Source organism: Streptomyces sp. 3-6, assembly GCF_056323165.1.
In genome coordinates this window covers 69075-89493 of record NZ_JBWHZP010000014.1, presented here as the reverse complement: position 1 = coordinate 89493, position 20419 = coordinate 69075, and the positions used below count along the sequence as shown (strand labels likewise).

18 protein-coding genes are annotated in these 20419 nt (G+C 72.7%); 11 read left to right on the top strand and 7 right to left on the bottom strand.

All coding sequences use genetic code 11. The features are described from left to right. Positions 1–182 precede the first annotated feature (182 nt). Both AC02VZ_RS18980 and AC02VZ_RS18975 read right to left on the bottom strand, forming a co-directional pair. Positions 183–719, bottom strand: coding sequence for a DUF4232 domain-containing protein (locus tag AC02VZ_RS18980; protein ID WP_476475930.1), 537 nt, complete (start codon positions 717–719; stop codon positions 183–185). 280 nt (positions 720–999) lie between these two features. Further along, positions 1000–1560 (bottom strand): hypothetical protein, encoded by a 561-nt coding sequence (locus AC02VZ_RS18975; protein ID WP_432054511.1) that lies wholly within the window; start codon positions 1558–1560, stop codon positions 1000–1002. 563 nt (positions 1561–2123) lie between these two features. Here AC02VZ_RS18975 and AC02VZ_RS18970 point away from each other — a divergent pair. Further along, positions 2124–2408: a DUF397 domain-containing protein gene (locus tag AC02VZ_RS18970; protein WP_192230729.1), complete on the top strand. Its 285-nt coding sequence runs from the start codon at positions 2124–2126 to the stop codon at positions 2406–2408. Between the two features lie 300 nt (positions 2409–2708). On the opposite strand, the gene AC02VZ_RS18965 is transcribed toward AC02VZ_RS18970, so the two are convergent. After that, positions 2709–3230 carry an ATP-binding protein gene (locus AC02VZ_RS18965; protein ID WP_476475929.1) on the bottom strand — a complete coding sequence of 174 codons (522 nt, stop codon included), beginning with the start codon at positions 3228–3230 and terminating at the stop codon, positions 2709–2711. A gap of 343 nt (positions 3231–3573) precedes the next feature. On the opposite strand from AC02VZ_RS18965, the gene AC02VZ_RS18960 reads away from it, so the two are divergent. The 6 genes from AC02VZ_RS18960 (at position 3574) to AC02VZ_RS18935 (ending at position 9548) form a co-directional block, all read left to right on the top strand. Then, positions 3574–4398, top strand: coding sequence for a helix-turn-helix domain-containing protein (locus AC02VZ_RS18960; protein WP_432054601.1), 825 nt, complete (start codon positions 3574–3576; stop codon positions 4396–4398). A 79-nt stretch (positions 4399–4477) separates the two neighbouring features. After that, positions 4478–5938, top strand: coding sequence for an aldehyde dehydrogenase family protein (locus AC02VZ_RS18955; RefSeq protein ID WP_476475928.1), 1461 nt, complete (start codon positions 4478–4480; stop codon positions 5936–5938). Positions 5939–6193: 255 nt separating this feature from the next. After that, positions 6194–6745: a DinB family protein gene (locus AC02VZ_RS18950; RefSeq protein WP_476475927.1), complete on the top strand. Its 552-nt coding sequence runs from the start codon at positions 6194–6196 to the stop codon at positions 6743–6745. Between the two features lie 102 nt (positions 6746–6847). After that, positions 6848–7489, top strand: a complete 642-nt coding sequence (locus AC02VZ_RS18945; protein WP_476475926.1) for a PadR family transcriptional regulator — start codon at positions 6848–6850, stop codon at positions 7487–7489. Positions 7490–7782: 293 nt separating this feature from the next. Continuing rightward, positions 7783–8793, top strand: coding sequence for an ATP-binding cassette domain-containing protein (locus AC02VZ_RS18940; RefSeq protein ID WP_476475925.1), 1011 nt, complete (start codon positions 7783–7785; stop codon positions 8791–8793). Beyond that, positions 8790–9548, top strand: a complete 759-nt coding sequence (locus AC02VZ_RS18935; protein WP_476475924.1) for an ABC transporter permease — start codon at positions 8790–8792, stop codon at positions 9546–9548. Before AC02VZ_RS18940 ends, AC02VZ_RS18935 begins: the two co-directional genes overlap by 4 nt. Positions 9549–9691: 143 nt before the next feature. Here AC02VZ_RS18935 and gad read toward each other — a convergent pair whose 3' ends face one another. After that, positions 9692–11101: a glutamate decarboxylase gene (gene gad, locus AC02VZ_RS18930; protein ID WP_476475923.1), complete on the bottom strand. Its 1410-nt coding sequence runs from the start codon at positions 11099–11101 to the stop codon at positions 9692–9694. A 384-nt stretch (positions 11102–11485) separates the two neighbouring features. After that, on the bottom strand, positions 11486–12772 hold the full coding sequence (locus AC02VZ_RS18925) for an ion channel protein (RefSeq protein ID WP_432054492.1): 1287 nt from the start codon (positions 12770–12772) through the stop codon (positions 11486–11488). A 130-nt stretch (positions 12773–12902) separates the two neighbouring features. Between AC02VZ_RS18925 and AC02VZ_RS18920 the strand changes: the two genes are divergently transcribed. Further along, the gene (locus AC02VZ_RS18920) at positions 12903–13661 is read left to right on the top strand and encodes a MerR family transcriptional regulator (protein WP_476475922.1); all 759 of its coding nucleotides are present in this window, start codon (positions 12903–12905) and stop codon (positions 13659–13661) included. A gap of 372 nt (positions 13662–14033) precedes the next feature. After that, positions 14034–15068, top strand: coding sequence for a DedA family protein (locus AC02VZ_RS18915; RefSeq protein ID WP_432054490.1), 1035 nt, complete (start codon positions 14034–14036; stop codon positions 15066–15068). Positions 15069–15101: 33 nt separating this feature from the next. Here AC02VZ_RS18915 and AC02VZ_RS18910 read toward each other — a convergent pair whose 3' ends face one another. Both AC02VZ_RS18910 and AC02VZ_RS18905 read right to left on the bottom strand, forming a co-directional pair. Further along, entirely contained in the window at positions 15102–16811 is a 1710-nt protein-coding gene (locus tag AC02VZ_RS18910; RefSeq protein ID WP_476475921.1) for a threonine/serine exporter family protein, read from the bottom strand. Between the two features lie 123 nt (positions 16812–16934). After that, the gene (locus tag AC02VZ_RS18905) at positions 16935–17426 is read right to left on the bottom strand and encodes an inorganic diphosphatase (RefSeq protein ID WP_145871991.1); all 492 of its coding nucleotides are present in this window, start codon (positions 17424–17426) and stop codon (positions 16935–16937) included. 79 nt (positions 17427–17505) lie between these two features. Here AC02VZ_RS18905 and dacB point away from each other — a divergent pair, with 79 nt between their 5' ends. Together dacB and AC02VZ_RS18895 are read left to right on the top strand one after the other, a co-directional pair. Beyond that, the gene (dacB, locus tag AC02VZ_RS18900; RefSeq protein WP_476475920.1) at positions 17506–19131 is read left to right on the top strand and encodes a D-alanyl-D-alanine carboxypeptidase/D-alanyl-D-alanine endopeptidase; all 1626 of its coding nucleotides are present in this window, start codon (positions 17506–17508) and stop codon (positions 19129–19131) included. A gap of 89 nt (positions 19132–19220) precedes the next feature. Further along, positions 19221–20354 (top strand): zinc-dependent metalloprotease, encoded by a 1134-nt coding sequence (locus AC02VZ_RS18895; RefSeq protein ID WP_476475919.1) that lies wholly within the window; start codon positions 19221–19223, stop codon positions 20352–20354. The last annotated feature ends 65 nt before the right edge of the window (positions 20355–20419 follow it).

Here is a 20419-nt window from a genome sequence, read left to right as displayed (position 1 = left end):
TCTCCGTCTCGGACGGCCGACAGGCGCGGGCGCGTCCCGCCGTTCCGTGGGCCGCCGGCCGCCTTGGACGGTCGCCCATCGCGGGCGCTTCCCCGGGTTTCCTTGAAGCCGCCCCCCGGCCGACCGTCAGTTTCGGGCACGCCCCGAGGCTGCCCGGGGCCGCCGGCCGCCTCGGACGGCCGTCAGTCGCCCGTCTGCTGGTACGTGCTCACCGAGACCTGGTGCCCGCCGTCCTCGGTGGCCGCGATCCCGCCGTAGGTCCAGGGGACCTTCTCGGTGGCCGTCGCGGGGGAGAGGCCGAAGTGCAGGTCGCCGGGGTCGAAGGCGGAGCCGCGCACATAGGTGACGACGAAGGAGGCCGTCCCGTCGTGGGCCAGTGTGACGTCCCGGGGCTTCGACCCCTCGACCAGGGGCACGTCGGTCCTCTCGGAGCCGCTGACGCCTGCCAGGAACACCTCGGGGGTGCCGGGCAGGACACAGGGGTCGCCCTGGTTCAGGACCGTGAAGGGCACCTCGCCGGTGTCGCCGTCGGCCGGAGCGAGGCTCGCGGGACCGGCCTCCAGGCGCACCTGGTCGATCGTGCAGGCGGCGGTGTCCCGCCCCGCGCTCTTCTCGTCGCCCCCGCCGTCGGCCCCGTCACCACCGTCGCCGCCGCAGGCGGTCAGGAGGAGGAGAGCGGCGACGGCGGTGGCGGTGGTGACGACGGGCAAGGCGCGCATGAGGGTCCCCCCAGGGATCAGTGGCGGTGCGCACCGATCATCACGCATGTGATCCGTGGCGTGCCGCCCGACCCGGCGAACTCACCCCACCGGAGTCCCGCCCGGCGCGGGGCGGATCCGGACGCGACGGCCCGGACCCGTGCCCGACGGCCCGAACCCGTGCCCGACGACCCGGCCAGCTCGCTCGACGGGACACCGCTCGCCCACGGCCACCCGCTCGTTCACAGATCCCGCTCGCCCACGGATCCCACTCACCCACGGGCCCTCACTCGCCCCGCGCCTACGAGCCCAGCCCCTCCGTCGGCAGCCCCGTCGGCAGGCTGCCGCCCTCGGCCTTGGTGTACGTCTCGGTGCCGAGCGGCCCGTCCCAGGTGACCTTCAGGGTCGACCCGGTCACGGAGTCGACGGTGCCCTCGGCCCGGTCGTCGTTGCCGTCGCCGCAGTCCAGCGAGACGGTGTAGGTCCCGTCGGCCTTCTGTGCGGTGCCGCTGCAGACGGTGCCGCCGGTCGCGAAGAGTCCCGCCTGCTCCCCGGTGACGACGAGGGCGACGGCCTTGCCCCCGGCCGTGGTGAACCAACTGCCCTCCAGAGCACCGGCCGGGGCGCTGCTCGCCCCGCCCGAGCCGTCCGGTGCGTCCGCACCGCCGGAGTCGGAGTCGGTGGGCGCGGTCGCCGACGCCGTGGCATCGGGCCCGGTGGCGTCACCGGAGTCCCCGTCGGAACTGCACGCGGTGAGGAGGAGGACGGCCGCCAGGCCACCGCCGGCCGCCGCGAGACGCGTGCGCCGCCGGGTGCCGGTGGAGCGGATGCCCGCCTCCCTGGTCGAGATCCCTGTCTGCACCCCTGTCGACACCTCTGACAACCTCGTTGTCGACGGGGACGCGGGCCGTGGGACCGCTGATGTGGACGCTGTCACGGGTGTCACCGACGTCACTGCGAGCCCCTTAGCTGTAGTGGCCTGAGCTGTAGTGGCCTGGGCGGCCGGACACGACGCAGTCAGCTAACAGGAACCGCGCCGGACCCCACCAGAGGCAGTGACGCAGGTCGCATGACGAGGGTGGGCCTCGTCACGCGCGCCGGCGGTCAGAAACGCGCGGAAAGGTAAATTGGGCACGTTCACAGGCATGAGGACGGAACATAAGGAAACACGAGGGAACATGCGGTCCCTTGCGCGCGTCTCACGGGGGAAGCGGGGGCCCGGGGAACGGGTCGGCCCCGGCGCAGGAGACCATCGAACCCGCGTCGAAGGCGCCGGAACCGGGTTCCGCGCAGCTGTAACCACAGGAACACCCGCCGTGCACGTGCATCTGCCCATGCACCTGCACATGAAACAGAGCTATGATCCGGGTCAGTTGACCGATGCATCAATGGCCACTCAGCCAGTGCACCACCGGGGAGCGACCTGTGGACCACGACGTGTACGACGGTGACGTGTACGACGGTGCCGACGCGTCCGGCGTGTACAACGGCATGGCGGCCACCACGCTGGACGGCGTGGCCTGGCAGAAGAGTCGGCACAGCAACTCGCAGGGCTCCTGCGTGGAGTTCGCCCGGCTGCCGGGCGGTGACGTGGCGGTGCGCAACTCCCGTTTCCCCGACGGCCCCGCGCTCGTCTACACCCGCGCGGAGATCGAGGCGATGCTCCTGGGCGTGAAGGACGGCGAGTTCGACCACCTGGTCGTGGGCTGACCTGCCTCCACGCCCGATCGTCCGCCCGTCTGGCCCGCCCCCCGTCCCTCCATTCACCCACCCCGCCTCGTCGACCTCTCGATGGCGCACGGCCGACGTGCGGAAGTCGGCACCGCACGCCGGAAGTCCGCACCCGACCGCACCCGCACCCGGGGAGCCGGGAGCAGGCAACCGCCCCTACCCCCGCCGACGCGGCAGCCGCCCTACCCCCGCCGGCCCCCGCCGGCAACCACCGGCGATCAGTCCCTCAGAAGCCCGTGACGCGCGTAGAAGCGCGGCGCCGTGATGCGGAGGCGTTCGTCATCCGGGGAGGGCGCGCGGGGCGGCGCCCGGACAGGGCAGCCGGAACAGCGCCCAGACCACCTTGCCGTGCAGCGCGCCCGCCATGGGGTGCCAGCCCCAGCCGTCGCTGAACGACTCGACCAGGAACAGTCCGCGCCCCGATTCGGCGGCGAAGTCGTCCGAGTCACGGGCCACCGGGCTGTCGTGGCTGGGATCGCGCACCGCGCACACCAGGCGTTCGGTCCACCGCATCAGGTGCAGCCGGACCGGCGGCTCCTGGCCGCAGAGCCGTGACGCGTCGGCCGGCAGGGCGTGCCGCAGGGCGTTGGTGACCAGCTCGGACACCACGAGGCACACGTCGTCGAACCGGTCGCCGAGCTCCCACTGGTCCAGGGTCGTCCGGGTGAACCTCCGGGCGTCGCCCACCGCTTCGTAACGGGCGGGGAGGGCGCAGGAGGCGGCGTCGGAAACGGCCGCGGGGTCCAGTGGTGGAAGGCCCTGCCGTAACGGCTCGAGCATGGTCGATCCATTCGTCCCCATGCGAGGCACTCCCGGAAATTCGCGGTCCAAGCGAGGCGGCGGTGGTGCGGGACCATGGTTTCGGATGCGAACAGCAGATGCAAGGGCAGATGCACGTGCAGCTGACCGAAATCGCCCTGCCCGTACCGCTTGTTGGGCAATTTTTCCGTCATCTCGCTGTCCACTTCCGGCTGTCCTCTTGCCTCCCGGTTGCTCCTTCCTGAACGGATTCCTTGGCTTGAATCCATTTCCGTAACCGGGCGAGTACAGCTCGGAGTGTTTTAGTGGCAGACTGCGGCGTCTGAAGACGTTGGGGAGGCTGGCGAACGTGAGCGCGGGAGAGCCGGGATCGGTGGTGCGGCGCATGCTGCTCGGATCACAACTCAGGCGACTGCGTGAGGCTCGGGGGATCACGCGTGAGGCGGCGGGCTACTCGATCCGAGCCTCCGAATCGAAGATCAGCCGGATGGAGTTGGGCCGGGTGAGCTTCAAGACCAGGGACGTCGAGGACCTGTTGACGTTGTACGGCATCACGGACGAGCAGGAGCGCACCTCATTGCTCGCCCTCGCCAAGGAGGCCAACGTCGCGGGCTGGTGGCACAGTTACTCGGACGTGCTGCCGACCTGGTTCCCGACCTACGTGGGCCTGGAGGGCGCGGCGTCGCTGATCCGGGCGTACGAGGTGCAGTTCGTCCACGGCCTGCTGCAGACGGAGCAGTACGCCCGTGCCGTCGTCCGGCGCGGGATGAAGGGGGCGGGCGAGGCCGACGTGGAGCGCCGGGTGGCGCTGCGGCTGGAGCGGCAGAAGTACCTGGTCTCCGAGAACGCCCCGGACTTCCACGTGATCCTCGACGAGGCCGCCCTGCGCCGGCCGTACGGCGACCGCGAGGTGATGCGCGGCCAGCTCCAGCACCTGATCGACGTGTCCGAGCACCCCAACGTGCGGTTGCAGGTCATGCCGTTCAGCATGGGCGGCCACTCCGGGGAGTCGGGCGCGTTCACGATCCTCAGCTTCCCCGAGTCCGACCTCTCGGACGTGGTGTACCTGGAGCAGCTGACCAGCGCGCTGTACCTGGACAAGGCCGAGGACGTCGCGCAGTACGAGACGGCGCTCAAGGAGCTCCAGCACGACTGCCCGGGCCCGTCGGAGAGTCGGGACCTTCTTCGAGGACTGCTCCAACTCTCTTGAAACGTAAGTACGATGACGTGCGATCAGACCAGCGGGTCGGTCCGGTGCCGGCTCCGGCAGCGAGGGATTGAGGGATCACATGTCGTCGTACTTCACCGACCTGGCCCAGCAGTACATCGACGGTGAGTGGCGCCCGGGCACGGGCTCCTGGGACATCATCGACTTCAATCCGTACGACGACGAGAAGCTGGCCTCGATCACGATAGCCACGGTCGACGAGGTGGATCAGGCGTACCGGTCGGCGGCCCGCGTGCAGAAGCAGTGGGCGGCCACCAACCCGTACGCCCGCCGGGCGGTGTTCGAGAAGGCGCTGCGGCTGGTCGAGGAGCGCGAGGAGGAGATCTCCGAGGCGATCGTCGCCGAGCTCGGCGGCACGCGGCTGAAGGCCGCGTTCGAACTGCACCTGGCCAAGGAGTTCCTGCGGGAGGCGGTGCACCTGGCGCTGCGCCCCGAGGGCCGGATCATCCCGTCGCCGGTGGACGGCAAGGAGAACCGCGTCTACCGCGTGCCGGTCGGCGTGGTCGGCGTGATCAGCCCGTTCAACTTCCCCTTCCTGCTGTCGCTGAAGTCGGTCGCCCCGGCGCTGGCCCTCGGCAACGGCGTGGTGCTCAAGCCGCACCAGAACACGCCGATCGTGGGCGGCTCCCTGATCGCGAAGATCTTCGAGGACGCCGGGCTGCCGGGCGGGCTGCTGAACGTCGTCATCACGGACATCGCCGAGATCGGCGACGCCTTCCTGGAGCACCCGGTCCCGAAGGTCATCTCCTTCACCGGCTCCGACAAGGTCGGCCGCCACGTCGCCACCGTCTGTGCCTCCCTCTTCAAGCGCTCGGTGCTCGAACTGGGCGGCAACAGCGCCCTGGTGGTCCTCGACGACGCCGACGTGGACTACGCGGTGGACGCGGCCGTCTTCAGCCGGTACGTGCACCAGGGGCAGGTCTGCATGGCCGCGAACCGGGTGCTGGTGGACCGCGCGGTGGCCGACGAGTTCACCGAGAAGTTCGTCGCCAAGGTGAAGTCCCTGAAGGCCGGCGACCCGAGCGACCCCGCGACCGTCATCGGCCCGGTGATCAACTCCCAGCAGGCGGACGCCCTGTCGGGCGTGGTCGAGCAGGCGCTCGCCGAGGGCGCGACGGCCCTGGTGCGGGGGGAGCGGACCGACAACCTGGTCGAGCCGTCCGTGCTCACCGACGTCCCCGCCGACTCGGCGCTGCTGCGGCAGGAGGTCTTCGGCCCGGTGGTCTTCCTCGTCCCCTTCGACGGCGAGGAGGAGGCCGTGCGCCTGGTCAACGACTCCCCGTACGGTCTGAGCGGTGCCGTGCACACCGGGGACACCGAGCGGGGTGTGAACTTCGCCAAGCGGATCGACACCGGCATGTTCCACGTGAACGACGGCACCGTGCACGACGAGCCGATCGTCCCCTTCGGCGGCGAGAAGCACTCGGGCATCGGCCGCCTCAACGGTGACTCCATGCTGGACGCCTTCACCACCATGAAGTGGATCTCGGTGCAGCACGGCCGGAGCGGCTTCCCGTTCTGACGGTGGGACGGGCCGTTCCGGAGTCCCCGGACGCCGACTGCCCGACACCGAACCCCGAAGACCGAACCCCGAAGACCGAACCCGGAAGACCGAACCCGGAAGACCGAATGCCGGATACGGTGCCCGGGCAACCGGGCCGGACCGGGTCCTCCCGCACCGGCCATCGAGGACAGAAGCTGACCTCGATGGCCCGTAGCGTCCTTCGTGTCAGGCGGCAGGGGACTCCTGCACCCCAGCGACGGAAGGCGGACGGTCATGGTCACTCATGTGGGACCCGAGGAGCCCGGTGACGAGCGAGGGGCGCTGCTGGCCTTCGTCGCCGAGCAGCGCGGCGCGATCCGGGGCGCCCTGCTGGGGCTGACCGACGAGCAGGCGTCCTCCCGGCCCAGCGCGAGCGAGCTGTCCCTGGCGGGGCTGCTCAAGCACGTCGCCGAGGTCGAGCAGGGGTGGATCGCCCGGGCGAAGGGTGAGCCGCCGGCGGTCCACCGGGACGAGTCGAACTGGCACGAGTGCTTCCGGCTGACCGGCGACGAGACGGTGGCGGACCAGCTCGCGTACTACGAGAAGGTGGCCGCGGAGACGGAGGCGTTCATCCGCGCGGTCCCGAGTCTCGACGACGCGTTCCTGGTGGCGAAGACGTCGTGGAACCCGAGGGACGAGTGGCTGTCGATGCGGTGGCTGTGTCTGCACCTGATCCGCGAGACCGCCCGGCACGCCGGCCACGCCGACATCATCCGGGAGTCCCTGGACGGCGCGACGGCCTTCGAGCTGGTGGCGCGGGAGCAGGGCGGTGACGACCGGGGGTGAGCCCCGGCGGCGGGCCCGGCAGCCCGGTGCCGGTCCCCGGGCCGGCGGCGCGGGGGCCGGGGCAGCGGCCGGGAGCGCACCCCGGCGCCCTACGCTGGGCGCATGTCAGCGATCCGTCTGCTCGTGCTCGGCGCGGTGCGCCAGCACGGGAGGGCCCACGGCTACCAGGTCCGCAACGACCTCGAGTACTGGGGCGCGCACGAGTGGTCCAACGCCAAGCCGGGCTCGATCTACCACGCCCTCAAGCAGATGGCGAAGCAGGGACTGCTGTACGCGCACGAGACCGCCCCGTCGACGGCCGGCGGCCCGCCGCGCACCGAGTACGAGATCACCGAGGCGGGCGACGCCGAGTTCTACGCGCTGTTGCGCGCGGCCCTGGTCGACTACGACCTCAAGATGGACGTGAAGACGGCCGCCGTCGGCTTCATCGTCGATCTGCCGCGCCAGGAGGCCGCGGAGCTGCTGCGGGAGCGGGTCCGGCGGATCGAGGAGTGGCGGGCGACGGTCGCCGGGGACTACCTGCCGGAGGGCGGACCCGAGGCGCTGGGCCACATCGGCCAGATCATGCGGCTCTGGGACCGCACGGCCGACGCCGAGGCCGCGTGGGCCCGCGAGCTGATCGAGCAGATCGAGTCGGGGGCCTACACCTTCCGCGGGGAGGGCGAACCGTTCGTCGGCGTCCTGGCCGACGGCGAGGAGAACCCGTACGCGACGGGGGAACGGCACCCGGGCGACACGCGCTGACGCGGGCGTCCCGAGGCCGGCAGCGGCGGTCGGCCGCACCGGAGCGGCAGCCGCCGTCCGGCGGTTCCGGCCGTCGACGGCGCTGAGCAGCGGAAACACGCCCCGCGCCGCACGGCCACCACCCCGTAACCGCCGCCGGGACCGGATACCCGGGCAACGAAAACAGAAGCAACGAAAACAGAGGCAACAGACACAACGAAAGCAGCTAATCAAGTTTGACGAGTGGCCCGGTCCGCGTTACCGTCGGCGGCCCGGACGGCATAGTCAAGCTTGACTAGTGGGAAGGAGTGTCAGTGGCCGACGCGGTGATCACCGTCGAACAGGCGCGCAAGACGTACGGCAGGAGCAGGAGCAGGGGCGGGAGGGGAGGAGGTGGCGGGAGCGGACGGGGGAGCGCCGTTCACGCTCTGGACGGGCTCGACCTCACGGTGGCGCGGGGCACGGTGCACGGCGTGCTGGGTCCGAACGGCGCGGGCAAGACCACCCTGGTCCGGATCCTGGCCACCCTGCTGCGTCCCGACTCGGGCCGCGTCGAGGTGGCGGGACACGACGTGGTGCGTGACGCGTACGCCGTGCGCCTGCGGATCGGGCTGCTCGGGCAGCACGCGGCGCTCGACGAAGAACTCGGCGGACGGCAGAACCTGGAGATGTTCGGCCGGCTGCACCACCTCGGCGCCCGCCGCGCCCGCGCCCGGGCCGACGAACTGCTGGAGCGGTTCGACCTGACCCGGACCGGCTCCCGGGCGGTGGGGCAGTACAGCGGGGGGATGCGGCGGCGCCTGGACCTCGCCGCGTCCCTGATCACCGAGCCGGAGGTGCTGTTCCTGGACGAGCCGACCACCGGCCTGGACCCGCGCGGCCGGGCCGAGGTGTGGCAGTCGGTCCGTTCCCTGGTCGGCGGCGGCACGACGGTGCTGCTCACCACCCAGTACCTGGAGGAGGCCGACCAGCTCGCGGACCGCATCAGTGTCGTGGACGCCGGACGGGTCATCGCCGACGGTACGGCCGACGAACTCAAGGAAGCCGTCGGCGGCGACCGCATCGACGTCGTCCTGCGCGACGCCGGGCAGCTGGGCACGGCCGCCGCCCTGCTCCCCGCGGCCCGGGGCACGGTCGCCGTGGACCGTGACCGCCGCCTGCTGAGCGCCCCCGTCACCGACCGGATGGAGGCCCTGACGGCAGTCGTCCGTGCCCTGGAGGAGGCGGGTGTCGAGGCCGAGGACATCGCGCTGCGCAGGCCCACGCTGGACGAGGTGTTCCTGCACCTGACCGGGCCCGCCGACCGAGAGAAGGAGACCGCGTGAACACCTACGCACTGACCGACTCCTGGACCATGACCCGCCGGGAACTCGCCCGTTGGGGACGCCGGCCGGTGACGGTCGTGGTGAACCTGGTCTTCCCGGTGATGCTGCTCCTGATGTTCGGCTACCTGGTCGGCGGCGGGCGGGGCGTCGGCGGCAGCTACCTCGACTTCCTGCTGCCCGGCATGCTCGCGCTCACCATGGCCTTCGGCCTGGAGGGCACCATGGTCGCCGTCACCCAGGACCTCGACAAGGGCGTGGTCGACCGGTTCCGCTCGCTGCCGATGACCGACGGGGCCGTCCTGGTGGGCCGCTCCGCCGCCGACATGCTCCAGTCGGTGCTCGGCCTGGGCGTGCTCCTGGCCGTCGCCGCGGCGCTCGGCTGGCGCCCCCAGGGCGGACCGGCCGCCTTCCTGACCGCGGTGGGGCTGCTGTTGCTGCTGCGGTTCGCCATGCTCTGGATCGGCATCCACCTGGCCCTGGTGGCCGGGAAGCCCGAACTGGTGCAGGCCGTGCAGATCCTGGTGTGGCCGGTCGGGTTCCTGTCCACCGCCTTCGCGTCGCCCCGGTCCATGCCCGACTGGCTCGGCACGGTCGTGCAGTGGAACCCGATCTCCCACACCGCCGAAGCCGCCCGGGACCTGTTCGGCCCGGCCGGGGAGTCCGGCCACGTCGGGGCCGCGGTCCTCTGGCCGCTCGCCCTGCTCGCGGTCTTCTTCCCGCTGGCGGTACGGAGGTTCACGCGGCTCAGCCGCTGACGGGGGCGGTCGCGGGGACGACGGCCGTCGCCGTCCTGCCCGGGGGCGGAGGCACCCGGGCAGGACGGAGGCCGGGCGGCCCCCCGGCCCCCGGCCCCGTCTCGGCCAGGGCCTGCCCGGCACGATCCGCCGGGCGGGCCGTCTCAGTGGTGGAACCCGGTGGCCTCGTTCTTGTCCTGCACCAGGGGCTGCGGCTGCCGGCGCAACTGCGGGAGCAGCCGGCCGAGATCGTCGGCGAACAGGTCGGCGAGGTCCTCGGAGAAGCCGTTGCGGCACACCACCCGCAGCACCGACAGGTCCTCGCGGTTCGCCGGGAAGGTGTACGCGGGCACCAGCCAGCCGTTCTCCCGCATCCGCCGGGACACGTCGAAGACGTCGAACGCCGTGACGTCCGGTGCGGTGGTGAACGCGAAGACGGGCAACTCGTCGCCCCGGGTGAGCAGCCGGAAGTCGCCGAACGCCTCGATCCGCGCGGCGAGCCCCGTGGCCACGTCCCGCGCGGCCTGCTGCACCGCGCGGTAGCCGTTCCGGCCGAGGCGCAGGAACGTGTAGTACTGCGCGACGACCTGGGCGCCGGGCCGGGAGAAGTTCAGCGCGAACGTCGGCATGTCGCCGCCCAGGTAGTTCACCCGGAACACCAGCTCCTCCGGCAGGGCGTCCGCGTCCCGCCACAGCGCCCAGCCGACGCCGGGGTAGACCAGCCCGTACTTGTGCCCGGAGGTGTTGATCGACGCCACACGCGGCAGGCGGAAGTCCCATACCAGGTCCTCGTCGACGAACGGCGCGACCATGGCCCCGGACGCCCCGTCGACGTGCACGGGGATGTCCAGGCCGGTGCGCTCCTGGAGGTCGTCCAGCGCCGCGCACAGGTCCGCGATCGGCTCGTAGGACCCGTCGAAGGTGGACCCCATGACGCCGACGACCCCGATGGTGTTCTCGTCGCACAGCTCGGCCGCCGCCCGCGGGTCCAGGTGGAAGCGGTCGCCCTCCATGGGCACCTGACGGGCCTCCACCTCCCAGAAGGTGCAGAACTTCTCCCAGCAGACCTGGACGTTGACGCCCATGACGAGGTTCGGGCGGGCCTCGCGGGAGGGGTAGCGGTCGGCGTTGCACCGGGCCCAGCGGCGCTTCAACGCCATCCCCGCGAGCATGCACGCCTCGCTCGACCCGGTCGTCGAACAGCCCACGGCCGCCGAGGGATCGGGCGCGTTCCACAGGTCGGCGAGCATCGCCACACAGCGCCGCTCCAGCTCGGCGGTGCGCGGGTACTCGTCCTTGTCGATCATGTTCTTGTCCCGGCACTCCGCCATCAGCAGCCCCGCCTCGGGCTCCATCCAGGTGGTGACGAAGGTGGCCAGGTTGAGCCGCGCGTTGCCGTCCAGCATCAGCTCGTCGTGCACGAGTTGGTACGCCGTCGAGGGGGCCATGGGGGTCTCGGGCAGCCGGTGCTTGGGCGGCGCCTGGGTCATGTCACCGACCGGGTTCGCCGGCCCCAGGAAGGGGTTGACGGACAGGGGACGGTCGTCGTGCTGCGGGTGGTCGTGGAGCGGCATGAACACCTCCGGGTCGTGGGGGGGGGGCAGGGGGGAGTGGGGCCGACGGGGGCCAATGGAGCTGGGGAGTAGGTGAGGTGGGGAGCTGAGGGGCTGGCGGAGTCGGAGAACCGGGGCCGACGGGCCGGCGAAGCCGTGGAACAAGCCGACGCGGGACGGGCAGCCGTGCATCCGGCCGACGCGGGACGACGGGGAGTCGTGGATCCCCCGGGGCGGCGACGTCGTGACGGAGCCGGCGCGGACCAGGGCGAGCGGTCCGGGCGGGCCCGCCACGGCCACGGCTGACGCCTGCCCCACGGCTCACGCCCGCCACGCGGCGCACATCCGCCACGCGGCGCCCGCCCGCCACGCGGCTCACGCTCACGCCCGCCTCCGCCGCCCCGGTCACCGGACCGCCGTCCCGTCCGCCCGCAGCTGCATCTGCGGACGGCCCGTCACCAGCAGCCAGGCGGGCAGGGAGGCGATGCACAGCAGCGCGACGATCCCCGGCGAGGCGACCAGGACGGCCGCGACGAACAGGCTCACCCAGCCCTGCCGGGTGATGGCCAGCAGCAGGCCCAGGACCGCCGCCGAGACCCCCACCGCCGGGTGCACGGGGGGCACCAGGGCGTGCGCGCACAGTCCGAGCGCGGTGCCGACGAACACGGCCGGGAAGATGCGTCCGCCCCGGAACCCGCAGGACGCGGCGACCAGCAGGGCCGCCAGCTTCACCACCGCCATGACGGCGAACTCGCCCGCCGTCCAGCCGTCGGGGTCGCCCGCCAGCTCCGCGATCTCGTGCAGGCCCTTGAACAGCGTCAGATGGCCGCCCACCGCCGCCAGGGCGGCCAGGACGACACCGCCCGCGGGCAGCATCAGCATCGGGTGCCGGAGCCTGCCGAAGGCCCGGTGGACGTACGGGAAGGCCCGCACGGCGGCCATGCCGAGCAGCGCGCCCACCGAGGCGATGACGAGGGCCGCGAGCAGGTCGGCCCAGTCGGGGTGGCCGAAGGACGGCAGGTGCAGGTCGAAGTTGGGCCGGGAGACCAGGGTGACGGTGAGCGCGCCGGCGCCGGCCGCGGTCAGCGGCGCGAAGACGCCGTCCCAGAGCTGTCCCTTGAGCCGCTGCCCGGCCAGTGCCTCGGAGATGATCAGCGCGGCGGCCACCGGCGTGCCGAACAGCGCTCCGATCGTCGCCGCCTCCGCCAGCGCCGCCCAGCTTCGTTCCGGTGCCCTCGGGAACGCCCGCACACCGGCCCAGACGGCCAGGGAGACGTTCACGGCGATGATCGGGTTCTCGGGTCCCAGGCTCGGGCCGCCCGCCAGCATCAGGGCGGTCGCCAGCAGCAGTCCCGGCAGGGCGGCCGGCGGCAGGACGGGGGCGTCGAGTCCGGTGGTGGCGGGGTCGGGGCCCGCGTGACCGGGGGCCTTCCACACCACCAGGCCCACGGCGACGCCGGTGGAGACGAGCATCACGGACATCCACAGCACGGAGTACCGTCCGACGCCGAGCGCGTCGGGCACCGTCCGCCACAGCACACCCTGGAGTTCCTCCGCCCCGGCGTCGACCCCGACCAGGAGCAGACTGGCCGTCACGCCGACCAGCAGCGCCGGGAGGACGGACGGCAGCAGGGCGCGTGCGGGCGTCGCCGGAACGGTGGAGGGGGTGCGGGGGGCGCTGTCCTGGGCCACGCGCACACGATAGACGGGCGAACGCGGCAAAGCGGTATGAAACGGGCGGGAGTGAGGCCGGGGCCCACGGGCTTGCACCTCACGTGACGTGAGGACCCAGGCTGGAGTGCGTACCGAGAAGGGAGCGGAAGTGAGCTACTCCGTGGGACAGGTCGCCGGATTCGCCGGGGTCACGGTGCGCACGCTGCACCACTACGACGAGATCGGCCTGCTCGCCCCGAGCGAGCGCAGCCACGCGGGCCACCGGCGCTACAGCGACGCCGACCTCGACCGGCTGCAGCAGATCCTGTTCTACCGGGAGCTGGGCTTCCCGCTCGACGAGGTCGCCACCCTGCTCGACGACCCGGACGCGGACCCGCGCGCGCACCTGCGCCGCCAGCACGAGCTGCTGACCGCCCGGATCGAGAAGCTGCAGAAGATGGCGGCGGCCGTGGAGCACGCCATGGAGGCACGCAGCATGGGCATCAACCTGACGCCGGAGGAGAAGTTCGAGGTCTTCGGGGAGCACGACCCGGAGCAGTACGAGGAGGAGGTGCGCGAGCGCTGGGGCACCACCGACGCCTACCGCCAGTCCAAGGAACGGGCGGCCTCCTACACCAAGGAGGACTGGCAGCGCATCCAGCGCGAGGGCGACGAGCTCACCCGGCGCTTCGTCGCCCTGATGGAGGCCGGTGAACCGGCGGACTCCGAGGCCGCGATGGACGTGGCCGAGGACCACCGCCGGTGGATGTCGCGCAACCACTACGACTGCGACCACGAGATGCACGCGTGCATCGGCGAGATGTACGTCTCGGACGAGCGGTTCACGCGCTCCATCGACCAGGCGCGGCCGGGTCTCGCCGCCTACGAGCGGGACGCGATCCTGGCCAACGCCGTCCGGCACTCCTGACCGCGGGGGCGCACGTGGCGCGGGGGCATGGGCGGGCGGGGTGCGGGACCCGGGGCCCGGGCGACGGGCCCGGCCGAGGGACCGGCGGACGGCTTCCGGGGCCCGGCGGAAGGCTCCCAGGGGCTCCCCCAGGAGCCGGGTCCGGCAGCCCGGTCCAGGAGCCGCGTCCCGGCGCCGGGCCCGGCAGCCGCGTCCGGGCGCCGGAGCCGTCCCGAGCGCGGCCGGGCAGGCTGCCGGGGGCCCGCCACGCCCCGCGCCGGGCGGGTGGCAAGGTTCCTGGAACCCGGGGCAGGGCGCCCGCGTTGAGACAACGTTGGTACTTTGGGCGCGCCGCCCGGCCCCCTCACTCCAGAAGCCAGGAGCCCCAGCCCCGTGACGACCCTTGCGCTCGGCCCCGAGTGGCTGAGCCCGGACTACCTGATCAGCACGTTCAGCCTGCCCGGCATCCTGCTGATCGTCTTCGCCGAGTCCGGTCTCTTCGCCTTCCTGCCCGGTGACTCCCTGCTGTTCACGGCGGGCCTCTTCGTAGCCGAGGGCAACTACATCAGTCAGCCGCTGTGGCTCGTCTGCACCCTGATCGTGCTGGCCGCGGTCATCGGCGACCAGGTCGGCTACATGATCGGCAAGACCTTCGGCCCGAAGCTGTTCAACCGTCCCAACTCCAAGCTCTTCAAACAGGAGAACCTGGAGAAGGCGCACGAGTTCATGGAGAAGTACGGCCCCAAGGCGATCGTGCTGGCCCGCTTCGTGCCGATCGTGCGGACCTTCGCCCCGATCGTGGCCGGCGCCGGCCGCATGCAGTACCGCACCTTCCTGACGTACAACGTGGTCGGCGGCATCGCCTGGGGATGCGGTGTCACCATGGCGGGCTACTGGCTGGGCCAGATCGACCTGATCAAGGAGAACGTGGAGACGATCCTCATCCTGATCGTGTTCCTCTCCGTGGTCCCGATCATCGTCGAGTACCTGCGCGAGCGGGCCAAGAAGAAGCGCGCCGCCGCCGAGGGCGTCCCGGCCGCCGTCCAGCAGCCCCAGATGCCGCTCCTGGACGACGCCACCACCCAGCTGCGCCGCATCGCCCCCGACGACCGCGGTCCCGCCCCGACGGCCCCGATGGCCCCGCGCCCCCAGCAGGCCGCCCCCCAGCAGGCCGCCCCCCAGCCGTACGGCGGCCCGGCCCCGCAGGGCGGCCCGGCCCACGGCGACCCGTACCCGTACGGCGGCGGCCCCTACGGCCACCAGCCGCCCCACGGCAACGGCGGCGGCCCCCGGCAGCAGCCCCCGCGGCCCCAGCAGCCCCAGCAGCCCTACGGCAACGCGCCGTACCCGCCGCAGGGCCACCCCGGCCAGGCGCCCTGGCCGGGAGACGGTCAGCGCCCGCAGCAGCCGTACAACCAGGGCCACTGAGACCCCGACGGGACGCGGACACGGGGTTCCGGGTCAGAAACCCCGCGTCCGCTTCGCCGCACGGCGCTTCTCGGCGGAGCCGATCTTCAGGGTGATCCGGGAGATCTCCGCACCGAGGTTCACCCCGATGGCGATGGCCATGGCGAGCGCCACCGCCTTGGTGAGGTACGCCAGCCCGGTGTCGACCTCGTTCTGCGCGATGTTCAGCAGACCGAAGTAGGTCGCGGAACCGGGCAGCAGGGGGCCGATCGCCGCCGTGGTGTACGGCAGCGCGGAGGCGAACCGGTACCGGGACAGCAGCTGTCCGAACAGCCCCACCACCCCCGCGGCCACGGCCGTGGACGCCACCGGCGAGATGCCGCCCGCGTGGTGCATCGCGCCGTACACCACCCAGGCGACCCCGCCGTTGAGGGTCACCATCAGCACTGTCGCCCGCTCCTGCTGGAGCAGTACGGCGAAGGCCAGGGACAGCATCATCGACGCGGCGATCTGGATCAGCGGCCGGTCCTCCTGCCCGAGGGCCGCGTCCGGGTTCAGCCCGGCGCCCAGCTGGACGCCGAAGTACAGCACCACCAGCACCCCGGCGACGATGCCGACGAAGAAGTACAGGACCTCCAGCAGCCGGGCGGAGGCGGTGATGTAGAAGCCGGTCAGACCGTCCTGCACCCCGGCCACCAGCGCCCGTCCGGGCAGCAGCGCGAACAGCCCACCGGTGATCACCGCGGACGCCTTCAGGTCCGCGTGGGCGAGGGTGAGCGCGACCCCGATCGCGGCCGGCGGCATCGCGGCCACGGTGAACTGGTAGAACTCCGGCAGTCCGCGGCCCGCGCACAGCCAGGCCAGCCGGTCGCCGAGCATCGCGCCGAGGGCGGCGGCCACGAACACCGGCAGCCCACCGCCGACGAGCACCGACGCCGACCCCGCGAGCAACCCGCTCGCCCCGGTCAGGGCCCAGCCGGGGTAGGGGTGCCGGTTGCGGCGGATCTCCGCCAGCCGCCGGTAGGCCTCCTCCAGCGACACGTGCGTCTCGTCGTCGCTGAGGTCGTCCACCAGCTGGTAGACGGCCGCCAGCCGGGTGTAGTCGGTGCCCCGGCGGCGCACCGTGCGGGAGGCGGTCACCGGGTCGTCCACCAGGGACGGCTGGTGGGAGATCGACAACAGCGTGAAGGTGACGTTCGGCTCGCAGCGGTCCAGGCCGTAGGAGCGGCACACGGCGAACATCGCCGCCTCCACGTCCTCGGCGCCCTCACCGCCGGCGAGCAGCAGTTCCCCGATCCGCAGCGTCAGGTCGAGCACGCGCGGCACGGCCGGGCCGGTGTCGTCGTCGTGCCGCTGCGCGGTCTCGGGGGCCGGGCGCTCGGTCACCGGCATGCGCAGCATGGTGCGCATCCGGTCCTGCCAGGGGACGTCCGTGGTCAGGCGGACGGACGGGATGCCGGCGGGCGGGGTGAAGGCCGGCGGCGCCTGCCGGGCCTGGTAGGTGCTCGGCGGGTTGAACGCCGACCCCTCGGTGTCCGGCGGCGGCTGCGGCGTCACGTCCAGACCGGACGGCAGGGCGAACTCGGAGGTGGTCTCCGACTCCGTCCCGGTCCGGCCGGCCTTCGGGACCGCCAGTCCCTCGGGGAGGGCGAACTCGGAGGTCGTCGACGACTCCGGTTCGGCCGGCACCCCCCGCCCGGCGGGAGGGAGGAAGCCACTCCTCGCCTCGTCCGACTGCGGTTTGCGGTCCTCCGCGTCCCTCACCTGTGCAGCGCTCCCTGTACGACACCGTCCCTCAGCCTGCCCCGTAGATCCTCAGTATGCGCACCGAGAAGCACGACGGGCCGCACGCGCACGCGTGCGGCCCGTCGGAGGGTGGGGCGGGACTCAGTGGCCGCCCTGCTCCTCGAAGCGCTTGTAGGACCGCTCGATCTCGGCTTCGGCGTCGACGCGGCCCACCCAGTTGGCCCCCTCGACCGACTTGCCGGGCTCCAGGTCCTTGTAGACCTCGAAGAAGTGCTGGATCTCCAGGCGGTCGAACTCGGAGACGTGGTGGATGTCGCGCAGGTGCTCCACCCGCGGGTCCGTCGACGGCACGCACAGCAGCTTGTCGTCGCCGCCCGCCTCGTCCGTCATCCGGAACATGCCGATCGCACGGCAGCGGATCAGGCAGCCCGGGAACGTCGGCTCGTCCAGGATGACCAGCGCGTCCAGCGGGTCGCCGTCCTCGCCGAGGGTGTTCTCGACGAAACCGTAGTCGGTCGGGTAGGCGGTCGAGGTGAAGAGTCGACGGTCCAGGCGGATCCGACCCGTCTCGTGGTCCACCTCGTACTTGTTCCGCGAACCCTTCGGGATCTCGATCGTGACGTCGAACTCCACCGGTGGCTCCTCCATGATCAACACATAGTTCTGGTGGTTAAGTGTCCCTCACGCAGGTGTGTGATCGCGAAAGGGGCTGGTGGTCGTGCCAGAGCTGAGGCCTTGGCGGGCCGCGAGACCGCACGTCGTGCGGATCGCGGGCGCCGTACGACCGCGGGCGGCACGGGCGGCGGCCGCCGTACGGCCGCGTCTCACGCGGGCCGCCGCTGCCGCCACCTCACGCCTGGCGCGCTCGGACCGGCCGGGATCACCGCGGGTCACGCGGGTCGACCGGCCGAAGACCTGGCAGTTCACCGCGACCGCCGCCACCGCCGGTCTGGCGCTGGCCGCCGGGGTGGTGACCGCCGCCGGTCCCTGGGACTCCACCGGTCAGCGTACGGCGGAGCGGGACCGGGCCGTGGCCCTGGAGGCCGCGCGTGGCACAGATCACGGCGCCCCGCGCGGCAACGCCGGCACCCCGCCCCGCGGGCCCGACGCGCCGCCCGGCGCCGCCTCCGTACTCGCCGGACTCGGCGGCACCGCCACCACCGGACGCCCGGCGCCCACCGGGAAGGCGCTGGCCGCCCTCCTCGACCCGATCCTGCGGTCCCCCGCCCTCGGACGGCAGTCGGCCTCCGTCGTCGACGCCGCCACCGGCAAGCGCCTGTACGGCACCGCCTCCGGCGACGCCCTGACACCCGCGTCCACGACCAAGATCGCCACCGCGGTCGCCGCGCTCTCCGCGCTCGGCGCCGACCACCGCCTCACCACCCGCGCCGCCTACGAACCCGACACGAAAGAGGTCGTCCTCGTCGGCGGCGGCGACCCCACCCTCACCGCGCGCGAGGACGCCCAGGGCTCGGCGAGCCTGCGCGACCTCGCCGCCCGCACCGCCGCCGCCCTGGCCAAGCGCGGCGTGCGCGAGGTGACCCTCTCCTACGACACCACCCTGTACCGCGGATCCAGCCGGCACCCGATCGGCGTCAACGGCAACCTCGCCGAGGTGACCCCGCTGATGGCCGACGAGGCCCGCACCGACGACTCCACCGGCGGCCCGGTGCGCCGCGTCCAGGACCCCGCCCCGGACGCCGCGCGGACGTTCGGCGGCTTCCTCGCGGACCACGGCATCAAGGCCTCACCGCCCGGCCCGTCGAAGGCGACGACCCGGGCCGCCACCCTCGCCACCGTCTCCTCGCCCCCGCTGTCCGCCCTGGTCGAGCGCATGCTGACGCGGAGCGACAACGACATCGCCGAGGCCCTCGCCCGCCACACCGCGATCGCCGTCGGCCGCCCCGCCGACTTCGCCGGCGCCGGTGCGGCGATCACCGCGCAGCTGAAGAAGCTGGGCCTGCCGGTGAAGGGCGCCGTCATCAGGGACGGCAGCGGACTCGACCGCCGGGACCGGCTCACCGCCGACCTGCTCACCGCCCTGCTGGTGAAGGCGGGCGACCCCGCCCACCCCGATCTGCGCAGCGCGCTCACCGGGCTGCCCGTGGCCGGTTTCACCGGCACCCTCTCCGGCCGCTACGCCGACGGCGCGGCCGGGGTCGTCCGCGCCAAGACGGGCACCCTCACCGGCGTGAACGCGCTGGCGGGCACCGTCGTGGACCGCGACGGGCGGCTGCTCGCCTTCGCCTTCCTGGCCGACGGCACCACCGGCCAGACCGCGGCCGAGGAGGCCCTCGACAAGGCGGCCACGGCGCTGGCGTCCTGCGGCTGCCGGTGACCGCCCCGCGCCCGGCGCCCGCGCGGCGGCGGCCCTCCCGCCCACCCGCCGCACTGCCGTCCGTGACGCCCCTCACGTACCGTTGACGCATGACGAGCATCGGTGGTGCTGCCTCTTCCGGGATGGTCGACTGGAATCTCGCGGTCGCGACGGCGACCCGGCTCATGCGGCCGGGCCCCGACGTGAGCCGCGACGAGGCCCGGGCCGTCGTCGCCGAGCTGCGCCGGCACGCGAAGTCCTCCGAGGAGCACGTCCGGGGCTTCACCCGGCTCGGCACGGAGGAGACCCACGACACCCCCGTCCTCGTCGTCGACCGGCCCGGCTGGGTCCGGGCCAACGTGGCGGGCTTCCGCGAGCTGCTCAAACCCCTCCTGGACAAGATGGAGGAGCGGCGCGGCTCCAACCCGGGCAACGCGGTGCTCGGCGCCGTCGGCGGCAAGGTCACCGGGGTCGAGCTCGGCGTGCTGCTGTCCTTCCTGGCCTCCCGCGTCCTCGGCCAGTACGAGACCTTCGCCCCCGCCTCCCGCGACCTCCCGGCGGGTGAGAACGGCGGCGGCCGGCTGCTGCTCGTCGCGCCCAACGTCGTCCACGTGGAGCGCGAACTCGACGTGGACCCGCACGACTTCCGCCTCTGGGTGTGCCTGCACGAGGAGACCCACCGCACCCAGTTCACCGCCGTGCCCTGGCTGCGCGACCACCTGGAGGGCGAGATCCAGTCGTTCCTGGGGGAGACCGACGTCGACCCCATGACCGTGCTGGAGCGCCTGCGCGACGCGGCCCAGACCCTCGTCGGCGGCCGGCCCGAGGGCGAGGAGGACGACGGCGGGCGCTCCCTGGTCGAGATCGTGCAGACGCCGGCCCAGCGCGAGATCCTCGGGCGCCTCACCGCGGTGATGTCCCTCCTGGAGGGGCACGCCGACTTCGTCATGGACGGTGTCGGCCCCGACGTCGTGCCGAGCGTCGCGGAGATCCGGGAGAAGTTCCAGCAGCGCCGTGCCAAGGGCGCCTCGCGCCTGGACCTGGCGCTGCGCAAGCTGCTCGGTCTGGACGCCAAGCTGCGCCAGTACCGCGACGGCGAGCGGTTCGTGCGCGCCGTCGTCGAGGAGGTGGGCATGGACGGCTTCAACCACGTGTGGACCTCGCCCAACACCCTGCCGACCAAAGCGGAGATCGCCGCCCCGGCGGACTGGATCGCCCGGGTGCACCGCAAGCCGGAAGCCTGACGTCCGGTCGGTGGCGGGCGACGGTGACGGCAGGGGGACGCCGGTCCAATCACCCGTCCGAGGGA

Coding starts and splice junctions, on each gene's coding strand:
- AC02VZ_RS18965 (WP_476475929.1), bottom strand. CDS start 3,230: ATGGGGACGAATGGATCGACCATGCTCGAGCCGTTACGGCAGGGCCTT.
- AC02VZ_RS18960 (WP_432054601.1), top strand. CDS start 3,574: ATGCTGCTCGGATCACAACTCAGGCGACTGCGTGAGGCTCGGGGGATC.
- AC02VZ_RS18980 (WP_476475930.1), bottom strand. CDS start 719: ATGCGCGCCTTGCCCGTCGTCACCACCGCCACCGCCGTCGCCGCTCTC.
- AC02VZ_RS18955 (WP_476475928.1), top strand. CDS start 4,478: ATGTCGTCGTACTTCACCGACCTGGCCCAGCAGTACATCGACGGTGAG.
- AC02VZ_RS18895 (WP_476475919.1), top strand. CDS start 19,221: ATGACGAGCATCGGTGGTGCTGCCTCTTCCGGGATGGTCGACTGGAAT.
- AC02VZ_RS18950 (WP_476475927.1), top strand. CDS start 6,194: ATGGTCACTCATGTGGGACCCGAGGAGCCCGGTGACGAGCGAGGGGCG.
- AC02VZ_RS18945 (WP_476475926.1), top strand. CDS start 6,848: ATGTCAGCGATCCGTCTGCTCGTGCTCGGCGCGGTGCGCCAGCACGGG.
- gad (WP_476475923.1), bottom strand. CDS start 11,101: ATGCCGCTCCACGACCACCCGCAGCACGACGACCGTCCCCTGTCCGTC.